At 25.6% G+C, this 20,407-nt stretch carries 16 protein-coding genes and 1 tRNA gene; 2 read left to right on the forward strand and 15 right to left on the reverse strand.

Annotated features, from left to right (window positions below):
- From hrcA to gpr, 6 genes are all read right to left on the reverse strand, one after another.
- Positions 1 to 1,014 (reverse strand): heat-inducible transcriptional repressor HrcA, encoded by a 1,014-nt coding sequence (hrcA, locus tag ABDZ71_RS18310; protein WP_343764097.1) that lies wholly within the window; start codon positions 1,012 to 1,014, stop codon positions 1 to 3.
- 193 nt (positions 1,015 to 1,207) lie between these two features.
- Positions 1,208 to 2,359, reverse strand: a complete 1,152-nt coding sequence (gene hemW / locus ABDZ71_RS18315; RefSeq protein ID WP_343764575.1) for a radical SAM family heme chaperone HemW — start codon at positions 2,357 to 2,359, stop codon at positions 1,208 to 1,210.
- Between the two features lie 33 nt (positions 2,360 to 2,392).
- Entirely contained in the window at positions 2,393 to 4,201 is a 1,809-nt protein-coding gene (gene lepA / locus ABDZ71_RS18320; RefSeq protein ID WP_343764099.1) for a translation elongation factor 4, read from the reverse strand.
- Positions 4,202 to 4,358: 157 nt separating this feature from the next.
- A complete protein-coding gene (locus ABDZ71_RS18325) occupies positions 4,359 to 4,766 on the reverse strand; it encodes a hypothetical protein (RefSeq protein ID WP_343764101.1) in 408 nt (135 codons plus the stop codon).
- Between the two features lie 71 nt (positions 4,767 to 4,837).
- Complete coding sequence (locus ABDZ71_RS18330) at positions 4,838 to 5,917, reverse strand: stage II sporulation protein P (protein ID WP_343764103.1); 1,080 nt, start codon at positions 5,915 to 5,917, stop codon at positions 4,838 to 4,840.
- Positions 5,918 to 6,005: 88 nt separating this feature from the next.
- Entirely contained in the window at positions 6,006 to 6,980 is a 975-nt protein-coding gene (gene gpr, locus ABDZ71_RS18335) for a GPR endopeptidase (protein ID WP_343764105.1), read from the reverse strand.
- Between the two features lie 191 nt (positions 6,981 to 7,171).
- On the opposite strand from gpr, the gene rpsT reads away from it, so the two are divergent.
- A complete protein-coding gene (rpsT, locus tag ABDZ71_RS18340) occupies positions 7,172 to 7,438 on the forward strand; it encodes a 30S ribosomal protein S20 (RefSeq protein WP_343764107.1) in 267 nt (88 codons plus the stop codon).
- A gap of 33 nt (positions 7,439 to 7,471) precedes the next feature.
- Here rpsT and holA read toward each other — a convergent pair whose 3' ends face one another.
- The 9 genes from holA to ABDZ71_RS18385 all read right to left on the reverse strand — a co-directional run bounded on the left by holA (position 7,472) and on the right by ABDZ71_RS18385 (position 19,043).
- A complete protein-coding gene (holA, locus tag ABDZ71_RS18345) occupies positions 7,472 to 8,506 on the reverse strand; it encodes a DNA polymerase III subunit delta (protein WP_343764109.1) in 1,035 nt (344 codons plus the stop codon).
- Positions 8,507 to 8,591: 85 nt separating this feature from the next.
- Positions 8,592 to 10,322: a ComEC/Rec2 family competence protein gene (locus ABDZ71_RS18350; RefSeq protein WP_343764110.1), complete on the reverse strand. Its 1,731-nt coding sequence runs from the start codon at positions 10,320 to 10,322 to the stop codon at positions 8,592 to 8,594.
- Positions 10,323 to 10,326: 4 nt separating this feature from the next.
- Positions 10,327 to 10,608, reverse strand: a complete 282-nt coding sequence (locus tag ABDZ71_RS18355; RefSeq protein ID WP_343764112.1) for a hypothetical protein — start codon at positions 10,606 to 10,608, stop codon at positions 10,327 to 10,329.
- A gap of 99 nt (positions 10,609 to 10,707) precedes the next feature.
- A complete protein-coding gene (locus tag ABDZ71_RS18360) occupies positions 10,708 to 13,302 on the reverse strand; it encodes a P-type ATPase actuator domain-containing protein (protein WP_343764114.1) in 2,595 nt (864 codons plus the stop codon).
- Positions 13,303 to 13,665: 363 nt separating this feature from the next.
- A tRNA-Sec gene (locus ABDZ71_RS18365) sits at positions 13,666 to 13,762 on the reverse strand.
- A 159-nt stretch (positions 13,763 to 13,921) separates the two neighbouring features.
- Entirely contained in the window at positions 13,922 to 15,817 is a 1,896-nt protein-coding gene (selB, locus tag ABDZ71_RS18370) for a selenocysteine-specific translation elongation factor (RefSeq protein WP_343764116.1), read from the reverse strand.
- 18 nt (positions 15,818 to 15,835) lie between these two features.
- Positions 15,836 to 17,224 (reverse strand): L-seryl-tRNA(Sec) selenium transferase, encoded by a 1,389-nt coding sequence (gene selA / locus ABDZ71_RS18375; protein ID WP_343764118.1) that lies wholly within the window; start codon positions 17,222 to 17,224, stop codon positions 15,836 to 15,838.
- A gap of 25 nt (positions 17,225 to 17,249) precedes the next feature.
- Positions 17,250 to 18,287, reverse strand: coding sequence for a selenide, water dikinase SelD (gene selD, locus ABDZ71_RS18380; RefSeq protein WP_343764576.1), 1,038 nt, complete (start codon positions 18,285 to 18,287; stop codon positions 17,250 to 17,252).
- A gap of 156 nt (positions 18,288 to 18,443) precedes the next feature.
- Positions 18,444 to 19,043: a helix-hairpin-helix domain-containing protein gene (locus ABDZ71_RS18385; protein WP_343764120.1), complete on the reverse strand. Its 600-nt coding sequence runs from the start codon at positions 19,041 to 19,043 to the stop codon at positions 18,444 to 18,446.
- Between the two features lie 140 nt (positions 19,044 to 19,183).
- On the opposite strand from ABDZ71_RS18385, the gene ABDZ71_RS18390 reads away from it, so the two are divergent.
- On the forward strand, positions 19,184 to 20,404 hold the full coding sequence (locus ABDZ71_RS18390) for a serine hydrolase (protein WP_425544730.1): 1,221 nt from the start codon (positions 19,184 to 19,186) through the stop codon (positions 20,402 to 20,404).
- Positions 20,405 to 20,407: the final 3 nt, after the last annotated feature.

Genomic DNA, 20,407 nt, shown 5'->3' on the forward strand with positions numbered 1-20,407 from the left:
TTATTTTATTAAAATATCATTCATTTCTTTAACTATAGTATTTATAACGGATATTATTTTACTATAAGGTATCCTAGTTGGTCCTATAACTCCTATAGTACCTATAGGCTTATCTCCCATGCTATAAACTGCTGAAATAACACTGCAAGTTTTAGCATCATCTATAAAATTCTCATTTCCTATTCTTATGGAAATTCTAGAACTAGATTCTAAAAGATCTTCTACTTTGTGTTTATCATTAAGCATTGATAAAAACTCTTTAGCCTTATGAATATCATTATATTCAGGGTATTTAAATATATTAGAAGCTCCTTCCATATATATTTCAGACCCATTAATATCTGTAAGCATCTCATATAGTTTATAAATAACAGGGACAAATATGTCTTGAAATTCTGTTAATTCATCTTGAAGTTCATCTATATATTTAAAATCTAACTTTTCTAAATTAAATCCTTTTAACTTATCATTTAACATGTTATTTAATTTAACTATAGACTTTGAATCTAAATTATTTTTCACTCTAACTATGCTATTTTTTATTATTCCATTATCAGTAATAACAACTAACAACAAATTATTGCCATCAATCTTTATAACTTGTAGAGATTTTAAACTACTCTTTATTATTGAAGGTAATTTTACTAAACAGGCTAAATCAGTAAGCTTAGATACTAAAGCTGTAGACTGTCTTATAATCTTATCAACTTCATATAAAGCAGAGTCTAATAAGTTTTCTTTTATTAATATTTGTTCTTCTAAAGGCAGATCAGATAACCTCATAAGTTTATCTACATATAATCTATAACCTTTATCAGATGGTATTCTACCAGATGAACTGTGTATTTGTTCTAAATACCCCATATCTTCAAGATCTGCCATTTCATTTCTTATAGTAGCAGAGCTAACTCCTAAATCATATTTTTTAGCAATAGTTCTAGAGCCTATAGGCTCTCCGCTATTTATATAATCATTTATTATAGCTTGAAGTATTCTGATTTTTCTTTCATCCATATCATAATGCCACCTCTTTTATTAGCACTCGCTTTTAATGAGTGCTAATTACTATAATTAAAATCTACCATTGTACAAATCATTTGTCAACTTAATAATTTTATATTATTTATATTAAATACTGCATATATTATAAATTTCTATATTATATAGTAAAAATCTTATTTTTTCTAAGTTTTCCTTTTATTTTCTCTTATTTTAAAACAAAATCACTAAGTATAGTATTAGATACATTTATCCCTTCTTTAGATAGCTTCAATGTATCCTTTTTTAATATTAAAAATCCTAGTTTTACATACTTATTTATAATATTCCCATATAGATTAAAAATATCTATTTTAAACCTTTTTGTAAATTCTTTTATAGAAATTCCTTTTATTTTTCTAAGTCCCATAAAAATAAATTCTTCTATTTCTTCTTCTAAAGTATTTTTGTGTGATTCTTCTCTTATTTTTATTAAGCTGTTATCTTTCATATAATTTATGTACTCTTCTACTAAGGAAGTATTCTTATATCTATAACCTTTTATATATGAATGTGCTCCTACTCCACATCCTAAATATTCTTTCATATTCCAATATACTAAATTATGTCTACACTCTTTATTATACTTGGCAAAATTTGAAATTTCATACTGATTATATCCATTTTTCGCTAAAAAATTTATACAATATTCATACATTTCTCTTTCTCTATCTTCCCCAGGTAAATTCAAAACTCCATCATTATACATATTATAAAAAGGTGTATTTTCTTCTACTATAAGACTATAGCAAGATAGATGTTCTGGTTTTAATGTAAGAACTTTATTTAAGGTATCTTTCCAAACTTCAAAACTTTGACCTGGAAGTCCAAACATTAAATCTATATTTATATTATTAAAACCTACTAATCTAGCTTTTTTAAAGCTATCTATAAATTCTTTAGCATTATGTATTCTTCCTAATTTTTTTAATAATGCATCATCAAAACTTTGTAGTCCTATACTTAATCTATTTACTCCCATAGATTTTAAAAGTTTTAGTTTTTCTAAGGTAAATGTACCAGGATTACCTTCTACTGTAAATTCTAAATTTATATCTTTATGTATTTCATCTATAGATCTTTTTAGTATCTTAAGCTCTTCTAAAGATAAATAGGTGGGTGTACCCCCACCTATAAATATAGTATTAATTATTCTATTTTTAGTAACTATAGATATTTCTTTAGAAAGGGCTTTTATATACTCTTTTTTAAGACTTTCTTTATTAGAGTAAGATATAAAATCGCAATACAAACACTTTTGTTTACAAAATGGTATATGTATATATAAAGATATGCTATTACCATTTATTTTTGTTTCAATCAAAATTTCCCCTCCTAAAATTTCGAAATTCTATTATTCATCAGTTTTTAAAACTGCCATAAATGCTTCTTGTGGAACTTCAACAGATCCTACCTGTCTCATTCTCTTTTTACCTTCTTTTTGTTTTTCTAGAAGTTTTCTTTTTCTAGATATATCTCCACCGTAGCATTTTGCAAGGACATCTTTTCTCATAGCTTTTACAGTTTCTCTAGCTATTACTTTTGAACCTATAGCTGCTTGAATTGGTATTTCAAATAGCTGTCTTGGAATTAACTCTTTTAATTTTTGAGCCATACTTCTACCACGGCCTGCTGCTCTTTCCCTAGGAACTATCATAGATAAAGCATCTACCATTTCTCCATTTAATAATATATCTAATTTTACTAAATCCGCTTCTTTGTATCCGTGTAATTCATAATCAAAAGATGCATATCCTCTTGTTCTTGATTTTAACGCATCAAAGAAATCATATATTATTTCATTTAAAGGTATCTCATAGTTTAAAGATACTCTAGTAGTATCTAAATACTGCATATCTTTAAATACACCTCTTCTGCTTTGAGCAAGTTCCATTACTGCTCCTACATAATCTGAAGGAGCTATTATAGAAGCTTTAACTATAGGCTCTTCCATGTATTTTATTTCAGATGGACTAGGCATATTAGTAGGATTAGTAAGTTCTATTAATTCTCCATCAGTTTTTGTTATTTTATATATAACAGATGGAGCTGTAGTTATAATTTCAAGATTAAATTCTCTTTCTAATCTTTCCTGTATAATATCCATATGTAATAATCCTAAAAATCCGCATCTAAACCCAAAACCTAAGGCTATAGATGTTTCTGGTTCAAAAGATAGTGCAGCATCATTAACTTGTAATTTTTCTAATGCATCTTTTAATTCCTGGTATTTTGCTCCATCTACAGGATATATTCCACTAAACACCATAGGAACTGCCGGTCTATACCCTTCTAAAGGAATTTCAGCTGGTCTTTTAGATTCAGTTATAGTATCACCAACTCTTGCATCTCTTACATTTTTTATTGAAGCTGTTATATATCCTACATCTCCTGCACTTAATTCTTTTACAGGTAAATAATTTGGGACAAAAGCTCCTACTTCTGTTACTTCATAAACTTTTTTTGAATTCATAAGCTGTATTTGTGTACCAACTTTAACAGTACCTTCTTTTACTCTTACATGACAAACAACACCTTTATAACTATCATAATAAGAGTCAAAAATTAGAGCTCTTAAAGGAGCTTTTTCATCATCTTCTGGTGACGGTACTTTTTCAACAATTGCTTCTAAAACATCTTCTATATTTAGTCCTGTTTTTGCTGAAACGAGTGGTGCGTCTTCTGCTTCTATTCCTATTACATCTTCTATTTCTGCTTTTACTTCATCAGGTCTTGCACTAGGTAAATCTATTTTATTTATAACAGGAATTATCTCTAAATCGTTATCTAATGCTAAATAACAGTTAGCAAGAGTTTGTGCTTGTATTCCTTGAGTTGCATCTACAACAAGAATAGCCGCTTCACAAGCTGCCAAACTTCTTGATACCTCGTAGTTAAAGTCTACATGACCTGGAGTATCAATTAAGTTAAATATGTACTCTTCACCACTTTTACTTTTATAAACAAGTCTAACTGCTTGAGATTTTATTGTAATTCCTCTTTCTTTTTCAAGCTCCATATTATCTAAAACTTGAGATTCCATTTCTCTTTTAGTTAATGTTCCTGTTTTTTCTATTAATCTATCTGCTAAGGTAGATTTACCATGATCTATATGTGCTACTATAGAAAAATTTCTTATATGTTTTTGTCTTTCAGTTTGCATTAATCTTTACCCCCAAAATGTAAAATAACTTATATAACTAAAATATACTTAGGTAAAATAATCAATGTAAATTATATCATAAAACAATAGCTTAGTGTCAACTTAAAGACACATATTATATGATTTCACATTGTTAATGTACATTTCAATAAATAAACTAATAAGTATGATAATTTATTTTACTATAGCTCATATCAAAGATACCAGAAAAATATTCTTTAATATTTATAATCTCTTCACTAGCTTTTTTAGATATTGTAATAAAAAAATCTTTACCATGACTAAAAAAACTATTAATTTTTTTTCCTATATTCATATTAAAACTTTTTATATTATTTAAAACTTTATAATTTATATAAAAAGTATAGTTTTTACCTTTAATTTTAAAATCAAAAGGTTTTCTAGAAAAATATATAGAAAAATTAGCCTTATCTTTAACAAATTTAGGTAAACTATTACTTACAGTAACAAATCCAAAAATGAATATTATAAAACATATTAATATTACGGTTTTATATTTATTCCATTTTAATTTATGTTTTTTCTTTTTATTTATTACTTCCATAAAAAAAGTACACCCCCTTTTGAAATCTTATTATAAGGATGTACTCTTTTTTAAAATTTTATTCAGTGTATCTATTTATTTAAACATTCTCCAATTATTCTTGCTAAATACTTAGCAGTATTTTTAGCTTCTTCAGTAGTATTACAATCTGCCCCTACTTCTACTAAAACTGCGTTATTACTCTTATTTTGATTAAAATATCTTGTTCCATAATTATAATAGTATATCCCCTTACATAATCCTGGGAAAAGTCTGTTAGATGTATTTACAATTCCATTAGCTATTTTCATATTAGTATTAAAATGAGGATTTTTTCTAGCCATAACCAGCATAAATTTTGCTGCATTTTCTCCATTTAATTTAGCTGTTACTGCTTTTTTATTTGATACTGAATCTCTATGTAAGTCTATTACTAATTTAAATTCTTTATATTTTTTCATGTATTTATCTACAGTAACAGAAGATCTTGCATAACTTTGAGTATATGCTTGAGCATCATGAACTGTCTTATCATGAAGTGTATTTATTCCATAATTATTTATAAGTTCACTAGCTAAAGTATCACCTACTGCACAAACATTTTTAGATGTATCAAAATTACTTGGCTCTCCTGGTTTATAACTTTCTGTAGTATGGGTATGATATATAAAAACCTCTGGAGTTTTACCTAATTTTTTCTTTAATTTTGGATCATGGAGATTAACAACTTTATTTTGTAAATTCAAATCATCTTTACTTTGTTTTTTTTCATCTTTACTAAATTTAGATACTTCATTATCTTTTAGTTTAAAAGGGGTAAATGCCATTTTACTTTCTTGCTTTTCATCAGAACCTAAACTTAAAAATGGTATTTCTTTTTTTACAAAACTCATAGGTTTATTTGTACTTATACCAAAGGTTTGAAATACTACATCTTTTAAACTAAATTTATTCTCTGCCATATCTTCCTCATTAAAAGATACTGATTTAACACTAGGCATAGCATAGTTTAGAACTTGTACATAAAACATATTTCTCTTTCCAAAATCAATTTTACCTTTAGCTCTTACAATACAAGGTAAAATAGCTACAAAAAAAACTATTATTGTTAGTATAAGAATTTTATAAAACTTATTAAAGTTATTAGATTTTTTTATCTTTCTGTAATCCATTTTAACTCCCCCCTTACGTAGTACATATCACATTATATGAGAGGGAGTTATAATTTATTACTAATTTTAAAATGTAAAATAAATATTATTAATTTAAGTATCTTTCTATTTCATTAAGTTTTAAAGCTGGTTGAAGTGCTAAGTTTATTCCATTAGCAATAACTTTAGATATAGAATCTATAACCATATCTACTTCTTTAGGAGTAACTATTATATTCCCAAGTCTTGGGTCAATAACTTCCTGTATCATCTTTAATTTATCTTCATCATCTAAAGATTTTAACATAGTATAAAATTTTCCGCCTTTTTGAGATTTATCTATCATATCATCTATAACCATATCTATAGTATCGTTAGCCAAAGTAGCTGCGTCTACAACAGTTGGTACTCCAACAGCTATTACCGGTATTCCTAGAGTCTTTTCACTAAGTTCCATTCTTTTATTTCCTATACCAGACCCTGGTGATATCCCTGAAGTTCCTATTTGTATAGTTTTATTTACTCTATCTGTTTTTCTTGATGATAAAGCATCTACGCATATAACTAAATTAGGTTTTACTTTTTCTACAATACCTTTAATTATTTCTCCAGTTTCTATTCCTGTAATTCCAAGCACTCCTGGTGATACTGCTCCTACAGGCCTAATATTTTCATCTATTTGATCTGGAACTAACTCTTTTAAATGTCTTGTTACCATAACTTTTGATACAACTTTTGGTCCTAGTGCATCTGGAGTAACATTCCAATTCCCAAGTCCTACTATTAAAGCTGTCATACTTTTATCTAAATTTATTACTGAACTTATAGTTTTACCTAAAACTTCGCTTACTTCATCCATAGTATTTAAATCATAAGGGGTAAATTCTGGTATATCTAAAGTTAAATATGTTCCTTTAGGCTTTTTCATAGCCTCTTCTCCATCACAATTAACTATTTTTACTTCAGTTACTTTAACATCATTTTCTTTATATTTATAAACTTCTACTCCAGGTATAGTATTTTTACTTTTATTCTCATAAATTTCTTTTGCCTCTATTGCTAAATCTGTTCTTATATTAAACATCTACTTCACCCTTTCTTTCTTTTAATTTAGTTTTTCCCTATTTCTTTTGATTATTCTTTATATTGAAATAAAAAATAGACTTGAAGTAGCCCTGGATTAATGTTATAATATCATTTGTTGAAAAATATGTAATACATATGCAGGTTTCCCCAAAGCTGCTTAACCCTATAAAATTGCAAGGGGGTGAAAACATGGCAAACATTAAATCAGCTAAGAAAAGAATAAAAGTTATAGAAAAGAAAACTCTTAGAAACAAAATGCTTAAATCAGCATTAAAGACTACTATTAAAAATTATTTAGCAGATGTTAACAGTAAAAATTTAGAAGACGCTAAAGCTTCTTTTAAAACAGCTGCTAGAGCTTTAGATATGTCTGTTTCAAAAGGACTTCTTCACAAAAACAAAGCTGCTAGAACAAAATCTAGATTAGCTGCAAAATTAAATGCATTAAATGCTTAAAATAAATAACCCGTTTAGACGGGTTTATTTATTTTATGAATATGTAGAATTAATTATTAAAATCTCCACTTCTGTATTTGGATTTGCAGTAGTGGTTTTTATTTTTCTATCTGCCTCTAGGCATAAATTCATGGCTCTTTCTATTTGTCTTAATGTAAACTTTTTACTCTGTCTAATTAATATACTACAACCATAGGGGTGTATCCTTAATTCATGAGCTAATTGCTCTTTAGTTTTCCTGCTTTCCACTCCTACCTTAACTAAATACAAATTTCTAAATTGTTTTTCCATCATAGCAAGTATATGTGTAATCTTTTGACCTTTAAATGTTAGTTGATTTAAAAGACCTACAGCATCTTTAGCTTTTTTTTCAGATATAAGATTTATAAGATCAAATATATCATCATCATTCACAGAATTATCATACATTATATTTATATGCTTTTTTTCTATATCTTTTTCTAATGTATATGAACAAATTTTTTCTACTTCATTTTCTATAATATTTAAATTATTATCTTTCATATTATGTACAAAACTTTTTAAAGGTACTCTTTCTATATTTCTCCCTCTACTACTAAACATCTTTTGAATTTTCTGTTCTAGTTTTGCACCTTTTATATTATCTACTTTAACTACTGTACATTTTTTATCCAATTTTTTTATTTTGCTTCCAATTTTATCTCTTTTATTATTCATAACTAAATACATTATAAAAACACAATGACTTGGTAATTTATCTATATATTTATTTATAGAGTTATATAATTTTGTTGTTTTACTGTCTGATTTATTATCACTTAAAAAATTAGCTCTATAAACTAAAACTATTTTCTTTTCACTCATAAAAGGCATTGTTTCACAAGCATTGTAAACTGGATCAAATTCTTCTAAATCTCCACCATCAAACTTAATGTAATTTAAATCTTTAAATTCTTTATCTAAACATTTGTTCATAATAATTTTAATATTTTCTTTCATAGTATACTCATCTTGCCCTACAAATATATATGAATTATTAATCTCTTTTTTCTTTATACTACTTTTAAAATCTAGTATATCTATCAAGTTTTCCACCTCTTTTATAAAACCTAAAACATTATAAGATATATACTATAATATCACAATATATAACTTATAATAAACTTTCTATTTAAAAATTAGAATTATAAAATTTACCTAAAATAAGAACATATTTAGATTGAAAATATGTTTTATCATCTATATTACTAGTCTTTTTTGATTTCAAAGGTCTCTTAAAATATTTTTCATAGCTTATAGGAATTCTATAATTTTTATAATATAAAACACTATTAACATTATATTTATTTTTATTAAATACTTTTATTTTAAAATCTTTATTTAAATTTATAGTTTTTTCAAAAGAAGGATTAGTTATTACTTTTGTTGGTTTATTTATCTCCTTTAATTTTAGAACTTCTTTCCCTAACTCTAAATCATAATTACATATCATTGTACACTTACCTTTGTATTTTACAGATATACAGCTTACCCCTTTATCTTTATACAAATTTATTTTAGGAAAAACATTATAATTAATCACAAAAAATATGATAAACACATACATGGGAAAATACTTTATCTTTTTATACCCTCCTTTATATAATTTATAACTTATATATACCAAAATAAAAGATATACCTTCAAAATAGGATACTTCTATTATTTCTGGAAGTATATTATCTAATATAAGATTTATTCCTTCTACTATTGTTAAAATAAAATATATAAACTTTGATAAAATACTAAAAACAAAAGATATTTTAATTAAAACTAGAGATAAGTTTCCAATAAGAACTATAATTCCATATATAGGTACTAAAATTAAATTTCCTAAAATAAATCCTAATCCAAATTTTTTAATACTAAAACATATATATGGAAAAGAATAAACTTGAGAACTTAAGGTTAAACTTAATGATTCATTTAAAATTTTAGGTATTTTATAAAAAACTCTTTGTATTTTCTTATAATACAAAATTATACCTAAAGTTGATAAAAAAGATAGTATAAATCCTGCATTTAATATATAGTATGGTTTAATTAAAAGTATTATAATGGCAGCTAAACTTAAAGCAGATACACTGTCATATTCTTTAAAACATATCTTAGATAATTTTAATACTATAATCATAACAAAGGCTCTTAAACAGGATGGTTTTATACCAGTGAACATTATATAAATAAAACACATAGGTAATGCTAAAAAGCTTCCTAATATCTTTTGTAATATACCATAGACTATCCCTACATGTAATCCAGACACACTAAAAACATGTATTATGCCGAATTTTTTCATCATATCCTTTTGGTTATTATTTATATATTTTGTTTCTCCAAAACATAGTGCCATAACTATAGCTGACTTTTCTTCTCCTAGTTCTGATTTAAATTTTTTATATACTTTTTCTTTTATTTCTGTAAATCTACTTATTAAATCTTTATTTTTTAATTTATATGTATCTACCTTAAGATCTCCTATTATCCCCATACCGTACACTGGGCGTTTTTTAAACTCACAATGGGTATATATTCTATCTCCTTCTTTTACTCCCTTTAATTTGCCTGTAATGTTTATATTTCTACCTTCCCATTCTCCTTTATAGTAATACTTGTCTTTCTCTGTTATTCTTACTTCACATTTATTAGAGACTCTTACATTGAAATAATTAAAATATCCAAAGATTCCAAAGACAAAAAAAATCAAGGTAAAAATCATAAATTTTCTATCCATAGTTATAAAAAAGAATATGAAAAAAGATGCAGTAAATGCTGCACCTAGCAATCTATTATTCATAATAATTAAGGCGGAAACACATCCTAAACAAAGAGAAATACAATAATAAACTAAAGGTTTATTCATAAAATCACCTGTTTAAAATATGAGGGTAATTAATATTACTACCTTCATTTTCAAAGGATTTATTAATTTTAGCTGTAATTTTTACTTTATTCTCATAATCATCATATTCTATATCAACTATGTCTGGTATAATATCTTTACCTTTATTAGTAAAATAATCAGTAGTCAAATTACTAGCACTATCTTTATCTAATTCATGGTATTTAGAAAAATAATCTTCATAAGGAATATCTAAAAAAACAATATTACTTCCTTTAATAATAGTTCCAAATACATTATTAACCATAAAGCTTCCACCTCCATATCAATATTTTACCCACTGTAGGAAAGGTTTAATCAATGACATTTGTGGATTAAATATATTTTTATAGCAACATTACAATTACTATAAAGAATATGATTTATCTTCATTATTATAAAAAATAAGAATTAAAATCCATATAGTGGATATCACTCCTATAATCTTAAAATATTTAATACTAAAAATACTTAATAGCACATTACTATTATATATATAAATAAATATAGTTGAGATTATAATATTTAAACAAATCAATATATTTGAAATTTTGTTTTTAAAAAATAATGTTCTATTAAAGCCTAAAGGTAAAGTAGTAATAAAGAAATTAAAAATAAATATTGAAGATACTGTAGCTATATTTTCATTAGAATAAGCTAAAGTTAGATAATATGAAATTCCACTAATAAATAATGTTGTTAAAATTATTTTTATTTTATTATTAGAAATTAACTTAATTAAACTATAATTATTTACTATATTATAATCTTGAACTTCATAATCTAAAATCATAGCAATAGAGGCTAAAACTACAGTAACAATTTTTATAAAAAACAACTCATCATAAGTAACTGTACCTGTATTAAATACTTGTGTCATAGCTGTAAACATAAATATTGAAGATACAGATATTAATCCATAAAGAATAATATTTATCATTGATTTCAATATTTTTTTAGAATGTATTAAACTTACAAAGAGTTTTTTTAAGCTACTATTTTTTAAAATAACACTTGAAAATTTCTTTAAAATACCGCAATTTTCATTTGTAATTCCTATGTCTGAAACTTCTAAAGATGGTAAATCTGTTACTTTAGAACCTTCCATAGCAATAGTATATCCTTTTTTCTTATAAAGCTCTGCTATTTTAACTTTATGTTTATAGTTTATCCTTGAAAAGACTTTTATTCTATCTACAATTTTTTCTAATTCTTCTTCTTTTGTATTGTCTATTTCTACACCGGATATAACTTGATTCATCCTTTGAAGTATACCTATTTTTTTTCCTACATAATAAGCTGTAAGTTTATCATCTTCAGTAATCATTATTGGAGAAACACATAAATATCTTGACATACTTATACCATCATCTAAATCATCCATCAAAGGATTAAGAAAACCTACAATTCCTATAAAAACCAGATTACTTTCTATATTTTCCTGAGTGCTAGGTTCATATTTAAAACTTCTATAAGCTAAAGCTGTAACACACAAGCTTTTTTTTGACATTTCAATATGAGCAGTTTTTAATTTATCCCTATCTTCTTCTGTAATTTCTACTTCTATACCATTTTTCATAATATGAGTACATCTACTTATTATAGATTCTAAATCGCCTTTTACATTAGCTCTATAATTATTATCAATTCTATTTATTGTAGTCATTATCCTCTTATCATCATCATAGGGTATTTTAAACAATCTACTATATGTATCTTCAAGTTGATTTTTATTAATATTATTTCTTAATGCAAATCTAGCTAATCCTATTTCCATAAAATCATTTTTTACATTTGTAATTTTATCTATTTTAAAATCACTATCATTACATAAAGTACCTACTTCTGTAAGTCTTATAACATTTAAATCACTTCTAAATTCTCTATCTATTTTTAAAGTTTCTTCGTTTAAAGGTATAAATTTACCATTAGTATATATCTTATTAACTATCATTTTAGGTTGTGATATAATTCCTATTTTATCCACTATACATATTGATGTTTTACAAAATTTATATATAGAAGAAATGTCTTTAAATAGTATGCCCTTTTTACTAACTAATTTAGTAAATATACTTAAAATTGAAAAAATTAAAATCATTAAACTTATAGGTATATAAGCTAATAAAATTCTACTTATTTTATCTAAAACAAGACTTATATTATTATATTCTAAATACATAATATAAGATAAAACTATAGTAATACTTGTACAAAATATAATTAGAAAATTATACATTTTCTCTAATTTTTTCTTAAATTCATTCTTTTTAGATTTGTCTTCTGAAAATTTATTTATTATATTATAAACTTCTGTTTTAGAACCTGTAGCAACAACAATTCCCATACCATACCCAGAAATCACCGTAGATGATTTGAAAACTATATTTTTCATTTCAGAAGGTGATATATCTTTGTCTTCAATCTTAGTAGAATATTTATCTACAGTTAGTTCTTCTCCTGTAACTACTGATTCATTAACTCTAAGTCTTTCACTTTCTATAAGTCTTATGTCTGCAGGTATTATATCTCCTGGTTTTAACTTTATAATATCACCAACTACTAAATCATCAGAACTTATATTATGTATTGTTCCAGATCTTAAAACTACACACTTAGTCTCACTAAGATTTTCAAGTATTTTTATATTCTTTTGTTCCTTATTGTCCATATATGAAGCTATAGAAATATTACATATATTCAAAAACAAAATTATTAAAGAATATATTTTATCTCCATTAAACCAAAATAATAAAGAACTTAAAATTAAAATCATAACCCAAATATGACTAATTTGACCTAGAACTAACCTAATAAAAGCTTTAGGTTTATTTATATTAATTATATTGCTTCCATATTTTTCTCTATGTATATCAATTTGCTCTTTTATTAATCCTGAAAGGTCATCACTACTTAATTTTTTAACAACTTCTGTCCACGTTAAGTTATACCAATTAACCAAAGCATTTTACCTCCAAATATAAAATATGTTTTATTGGATTACTTTTTTATAATCGTATATATTTACCTACTCTTTAATTTAACACTTTTAGGAAATATATACTTATTCTATATACACTCCCTATAAATTTAAAAATCAATTATACTAGTTTAATTTTAAAAATGGAATTTTTTTGTTAGATAAGATTAATTATATTTATTACAAATAAGAAGTGAACTTTATATTTTTAATTAAGCATTTTTTCATTTAAATAATACTCTATTTATGTTTAAACTAATAAACTTATTCTTCTATAAAATATAATTATTTTTATAAAATAAAAATGTTTTGAAATAAATACTATATTATTTCAAAACATTTAACTGGCGGGAATATGTGGGAATCGAACCCACCCATCATGGTCTTAGCACGACAACTCGGTTTTGAAGACCGGTAGGCACACCAGCACCTATCTACTCCCATATTATTTGGGCTGTTATTTCGTTTACATATGACATTATATCCTAAAATCAGTCATAAGTCAATGAATTATTCTACAAAATATAATAAATTTATTTTGTATTCCCAAAAAATATAAGAATTAAAATAATTTAATTCTTATATTTAAAGGAATTAATTTTTAAAATAATACTCTTTCATCTTCGATTCTTTTTGTAAATTTTATACCATCAAAATATTCTAATATAGCAAAAGAATATTTTCTACTAGTATCCATTATATCTCTAAACTGTGCAACTGTTATACTTCCATTTTTCTTTATAAAATCTTCAACTTTATTTTTACATTCTTCATAATCTGATGATAATAATACACATTCTTCATTAACTTTATATAAAATTTTTCTTTCAAGCAAAGATTCATAAACTCTTTTAAATTCTTCTTTATCCTTACAATTATCTAATAAATCATTGTATTTAGGCGGAGTATATCTTCCTTTTTTATATTCATCTCTAATATATTTAGATATTTTTTCTTGATTATCATTATAAACTACAAGGAAATCATATTCTGATATATATTTACCATGAATCTTAATTATTTTTTTGTTTTCAAATACTTTTAATATCTCATCATATGTCTTTTGTTTCAAAGTTTTACCAAATACTTTTATTCTCATCTCTTCTTTAGAAATACCTACTTTTAAAGGATTTTTGCTATGAAATTCACTAAGTAAATTACTTGTTTTATCTATCTTTTCATTTATATAATTAACATGAAAATATACTCCATCTAATGATATTATTTTGTTTTCATCTACAAGCTCTTTAATCTTATCTTTTAACTCTATCTCATTTTTACCTAATGCTTTTAAAATATCTTTTTCATTAGGAAATGTATTACTTAACTTTTCAATAGTTTTTTCTAAAATATTAGATGTATCTCCACTTTCTTTTAATTTTAAATCTTCTACATAACTTTGATTAAATCTTTTAGCTTTAGTAGCTACAGGTTCTATTACAGAACCTCCTCCAATAGTTATCATTGGAGAATAAGTTCTTATAACATATCTATCATTTCTTTGTACTGTTATTGGTTTTTCTAACCTGAATTGTATATATGCTTCTTCTCCTGGATTAACTATTTCTTTATCTAGTATTACCGCTCTACATATTATTTCATTAGTTCCACTATATAATCTTACTCTTTGTCTATTTTCTAAAGGTCTTGATGCACTTTTTAAATAATATAGCTTACAATCTATCATCATAGAAGGTTCCATAAGATTTTCTACTGATATTATATCTCCTCTTTTTACCTCAGTTTTCTTTATATTAGATAAATTCAAAGCACACCTTTGTCCTGCTTCTCCTACTTTAACAGAATTGTCATGAACTTGTATTCCTCTTATTTTAGTCATCTTTTTTGAAGGATATATCTCAGCTATATCTCCTTCTTTAACATTTCCACTTATTATAGTTCCTGTTACTACAGTACCAAATCCAGTAACTGAAAACACTCTATCTACTGGTAATCTAAAATGTCCATGTACATCTTTTGAATGTATTTCCTCTGTTAATTCGTCTATACCCTCTATTAATTCTTTTACTCCTTCTTTTGTTTTAGAAGAAACTCTATATACTGGAGCATTCTGTAAAAAAGTATCTTTTAGTTCTTCTTTTATATCTTCCTCTACCATCTCAGACCATTCTTTTTCTACCATATCTGTCTTTGTAATAACTATGATACCTTTTTTAACATTTAAAAGTTGAAGTATTTCTAAATGCTCCTTAGTCTGTGGCATTATACCTTCATCTGCAGCTATAACCATAAGAACTACATCTATCCCACTTACTCCTGCAAGCATATTTTTAACAAATTTCTCATGACCTGGAACATCTACAATTCCAGCTCTTTTTCCTGATGGTAAATCAAAAAAAGTAAATCCTAAATTAATAGATATCCCCCTATTTTTTTCTTCTTCTAAAGTATCTGTTTCTCTTCCAGTTAAAGCTTTAATTAATGTAGTTTTTCCATGATCAATATGTCCTGCTGTTCCTATTATAATATTTTTCATTCATATCACCATTTTCATTTATTTTAATAACTTTTCAAATTCTTTTACTATTATATCAAAATCTTTATCAAATAAAGTTCTTAAATCTAGAATAACTTCATTATTGCTAACTCTAACTACTATAGGATTTTCAGATAACCTTAATTTTTTTTCTATTTTTTCTGGAGAGATTTTATCACTAAAAGCTTTTACAACATAAGTTTCTATTCTTTCTGTAGGCATAGATCCTCCACCTACCATTGAGTAATCCCCTTCAACTTTAAATGTAAAATCATCTACGTGATTTTTAAGTCTTCTTTTTAATCTTTGAGCTCTTTTTTTATGGATTTCTTTATCAGTTAATATCATATTTAAAGTAGGTATCTTTTTTATAGCTTCTTCTTCTTCTATATAACTTTTTAACGTTCCCTCTAAAGCAGCTAGTGTCATTTTATCTATTCTTAAAGCTCTTGTAAGCTGATTTTTTTTCATTTTATCTACATAAGATTTCTTACCTACTATTATTCCAGCTTGAGGCCCTCCAAGCATCTTATCACCACTAAAAGTAACAACATCTGTACCTTTTCTTAAACTAGATTGAACTGTTGGTTCATAAGTAAAACCATATTTTGAAAAGTCTACTAAAGTACCGCTACCTATATCTTCCATTACAGGTATCTTATGCTTTTCACCAAGTTCTACTAATTCCTCTAATTGAACATCTTCTGTAAATCCCATAATTTTAAAATTAGAAGTGTGAACTTTTAAAAGTACACCTGTATTTTCATTTATATTATTTTCATAATCATATAGATGAGTTCTATTAGTAGTTCCAACTTCTATAAGACTTGCTCTACTAAACTTCATTACATCGGGAACTCTAAAAGAACCTCCTATTTCAACTAATTGACCTCTAGATACAATAGCTTCTTTATCTTCACACAAGGTATTTAATGCAAGCATTACTGCAGCTGCGTTATTATTTACTACCATTGCAGCTTCCCCACCTGTTATTTTTGTTATCAATTCCTCTATATGACTATATCTTGATCCTCTTTTTCCTAATTTTAAATCATATTCTAAGTTACTATAATTTTCACTAACTTTAGTAACGTTTTCTATAGCCTCATTAGAAAGTATAGATCTACCTAGGTTTGTATGTATTACTACTCCCGTTCCATTTATAACCTTTTTAAAATTAGTTCCTTTACTATTTATTAATATAGATTTATACAAATTTAATATATCTTCCTTATTAAAATCTTTTATACTGTCATTTAAAATATTCTTTCTATAATAATCTATAGAAGTTCTTATACTATTTGTTATTAAAGTTCTAGAAGTATTTTTTAAATCTTCAACTACAACACTCTCTTTTAAAAATTCATCAATCTTAGGAAGCTTCCTTAGCAAATCCTTTTTATCCATAATTAAATCTCCATTCTATATAAATTTATTCTACTATTATATATTTATCTTGTTTCTTAATTACTTCTCCTATTATTGAAGATTTAAGCTCTAGCTTGTCTAATTCTTCCATCATGTCTCCTGCAACCTCTTTAGGACAAGAAACCACTAAACCACCTGATGTTTGTGGATCAAATAATATATCTTGCATATAAGTTGGTACATCTTTAAACTCAAAATTTCCTTCTATATAATCTTTATTTGAATATGCTCCTGCAGGTACTAATCCCATCTCAGCATAATCTTTTGCTTCCTGTACATAGGGTATGTTTTTATAATCTATTTTAAAGGATACTTCCGAGGCAGATGCCATTTCATAGCAATGTCCCATAAATCCAAATCCTGTTATATCTGTACAAGCTGTTACTGGATATTTAGCAACAATTTCACCTGCATATTTATTTAAAGTACTCATTATATTCACAGCTTCTAATTTAGCTTCTTTTGATGCTATCTCTCCCTTTATTGCTGTATTTACAATACCTATGCCTAAAGGTTTAGTTATTATTAAAGCATCTCCTTCTTTACAGCCATAGTTTCTTAAAACTTTATCTGGATGAACCGTTCCAGTAACAGATAAACCATATTTAGGTTCGTTATCATCTACAGTATGACCACCGATTACAACTGCCCCAGCTTCTAAAACTTTATCTGCTCCACCTTTTAATATCTCCCCTAATACATCTATATCTAAACAAGATGGAAAACAAACTATATTTAGTGCTACCTTCGGTTTTCCACCCATAGCATAAACATCGCTTAATGAATTAGCTGCTGCTATCTGTCCAAACATATATGGATCATTTACTATAGGAGTAAAAAAATCTAATGTTTGTATTATTGCAGTATCTTCGTTTATTTTATATACTGCCGCATCATCTGAAGTTTCTAATCCAACTATTAAATTTTCATCTTCCATTTTAGGAAGTTTTGATAATATCTTTGAAAGAACCCCCGGTCCTATCTTAGCCGCTCATCCTGAAGTTCTTGATAGTTCTGTAAGTTTTACAGGTTTCTTTTCTATACTACATGAATCTCCTTCTTTTACACCATTTATATTAACTGTCAAATTTAGCACCTCATTTCTTATATCTAATATAATCTAATTTTATCACAATATATAATATACACTACATATTATATATTATTTTGTAAAAATTTTAAATAATTATAATAGTCTCTATCTAACCTCTGCCTTATCTTTTATTTTTTCTAAAGTCTTTTCTCCTATTCTATCTATTTTCTTTAAATCTTCTATTTTAGAAAAATTTCCTTTTTCCTCTCTATAATCTATTATCTTTTGTGCTGTTACCTCTCCTATACCAGGAATTGATTTTAACTCTTCTTTACTGCCACTATTAACATCTATCTTTTCTTTTAAATTTTGTGATGAATTACTAATATTGTTGTTACTGTTATTATTTTTTTTCTTATCATCTTTATTCTCAACAAAAATATAATCTTCGTCTTTTAGTTTTTTAGCCAAATTAAGTTTTAATACATTAGCATTTTTAGTATACCCACCAGCTTTATTTATTAATTCTTGTAATCTACTATCATCCCTTAATTTATATACTCCTGGTTTATTTACTTCTCCATTAATATACACTTCAATATTAGTTGAATTTTTCTTTTTATCATTTTTATCACATTTTTCTATAAATATATCATCATCTTTAGATACCTTAGCTGGTTTTGAAATTTCATATCCTATTAAAGAAAATACACCCAAAATTATTATTATAACTATAGATCCTATTATTTTCTTATTTTCCTTCATAAATACTCTCCTTAAACTAATAAATTCTTCATTTAAATTATTGACACATTATAGAATACAATTCGTAAACTATAATTTTTTTTGATATAATTAAATCTGATATGTCAAATTTATTACTTATATAATGGGAGGGTAACTTAGTGGTAAAAAAAATAACTTTTATACTTATATGCTTAATTTTCGCATTTTCTTCCTTTAACTCAGTTAATGCGAAAGAATCTCCTCCGAAGGTTTCCGCTGACGGAGTAATATTAATGGATGGTAAAACTGGTGAAATCATATACTCAAAAAATCCAGACAAACCTTATCCTCCAGCTTCTACAACTAAAATAATGACTGCTCTTTTAACTTTAGAAAAAACAAATTTAGATGATATTGTAACTATAGGTAAAAATCCACCTAATGCAGATGGAAGTAAAATCTATTTATTTAAAGATGAAAAAATCAAAGTTAAAGATCTATTATATTCTCTTTTGTTAGCATCAGCTAATGACTCTGCTGAAGCTTTGGCTGAACACGTAAGTGGTTCTAAAGAAAATTTTGCTAAAGAAATGAATAAAAGAGCTAAAGAACTAGGAGCTAAAAATACTAATTTTGAAAATCCTAGTGGTTTATATGGGAATAATCATAGAACTACTGCAAGAGATTTATCCTTAATATTAAAAGAACTTATAAAACATCCAGAATTTCAAAAAATAGCAAAAACTTTATCTTATAAAATACCTAAAACAAATAAATCTAAAGAGGCTAGACCCTTATGGAATGAAAATAGACTAATGCAAAAATACTCTAAATATTACTACAAGGATATAATAGGCGGAAAAACAGGATACACTACTGAATCTAAACATTCTTATGTAGCCGCTGCTAATAGAGATAATCAAACACTTATTACTGTTCTTCTTCATGACAAGAAAAAAACATTTTTTCCTGATGCAATAAAATTATTAGATTATGGATATAAAAATTATGAACTTAAACCTTTATATAAAAAAGGAGATTACATAACTACATATAACTCTGATAAATTAGAGGTTCCTCTTTATGCAGAAAAAGATTTTTATTATTTAAAAGATAAAAGCTCAAACTCTAAACCTAACTACACTATAAATAATAAAGATTTGAAAAATGTAAGTTTTAAAAAAGGTGACAATATTTTAACTGCTTCAATTGTTTACAACAATAAAAATATAGGAACTTTAAATTTAATAAGTGGTAAAGACCATGAACTAATAAAAGTTTTTAATTTATACATAAATAAACGTTATTTAACTAAAAAATACGTAATACCAATAGCCTCTGCTATATCAGCGATAACATTACTTTTAATAGTATTAATAATAAAAAAGAAAAAAAACTGATAC

The organism is Clostridium oceanicum, from assembly GCF_039521385.1.
Lineage (GTDB): Bacteria > Bacillota > Clostridia > Clostridiales > Clostridiaceae > Clostridium_F > Clostridium_F oceanicum.